Annotated in this window: 1 protein-coding gene; it reads right to left on the bottom strand. The window is 63.1% G+C overall.

Annotation, left to right across the window (positions count from 1 at the left end; translation table 11 throughout):
- On the bottom strand, nucleotides 1-279 hold a 279-nt coding region (locus AACY52_RS30905; RefSeq protein WP_339561481.1), incomplete at its 3' end, for a 5-carboxymethyl-2-hydroxymuconate isomerase.
- Nucleotides 280-463: the final 184 nt, after the last annotated feature.

Raw genomic sequence — 463 nt, 5'->3', positions numbered from 1 at the left:
ATCGAGATGTTTCGAGAGCGCCTGGAACACGTGCTCGCCGGCTTTCTGGCGGGTCGCAAGATCGCGTCCCTCGCCGATGCGCAGCACCATGTCGAGGAAGGCGTAATCCTGCCTGTTGTCGGCGATCGCATAATGCTCGCAGCGGATGGCGCGGACGCGGATGCCGCCGAGCGGAAAGATACCGGTCTCGACCGCCGCCTTGCGCACGATTTCGCAGACGGCGCCGATATCGAGGCGGCCGTCCAGATTGGCCGAATATTCGATCGTGAAATGCGGCATCGCGGTTTCACTCCCTGTGTTGTCGTTGTCAGGCGAAGTAGCAGCTCACCGAGCCGTAGGCGCCATAGTCGGCCTGAATTGTGTCGCCCTTGCGCGTTTCGATCGGACGGATGAACGAGCCCGCAAGCACGATCTGGCCGGGCTCGAGCGCGAGGCCGAGCGGAGCGATCTTGTTGGCGAGCCA

It is taken from the genome of Pseudomonas sp. EA_65y_Pfl1_P113 (assembly GCF_963970525.1).
Taxonomy (GTDB): domain Bacteria; phylum Pseudomonadota; class Gammaproteobacteria; order Pseudomonadales; family Pseudomonadaceae; genus Aquipseudomonas; species Aquipseudomonas tritici.
The sequence above is the reverse complement of the archived record's forward strand: the minus strand, read 5'-3'. Positions and strand labels throughout refer to the sequence as shown.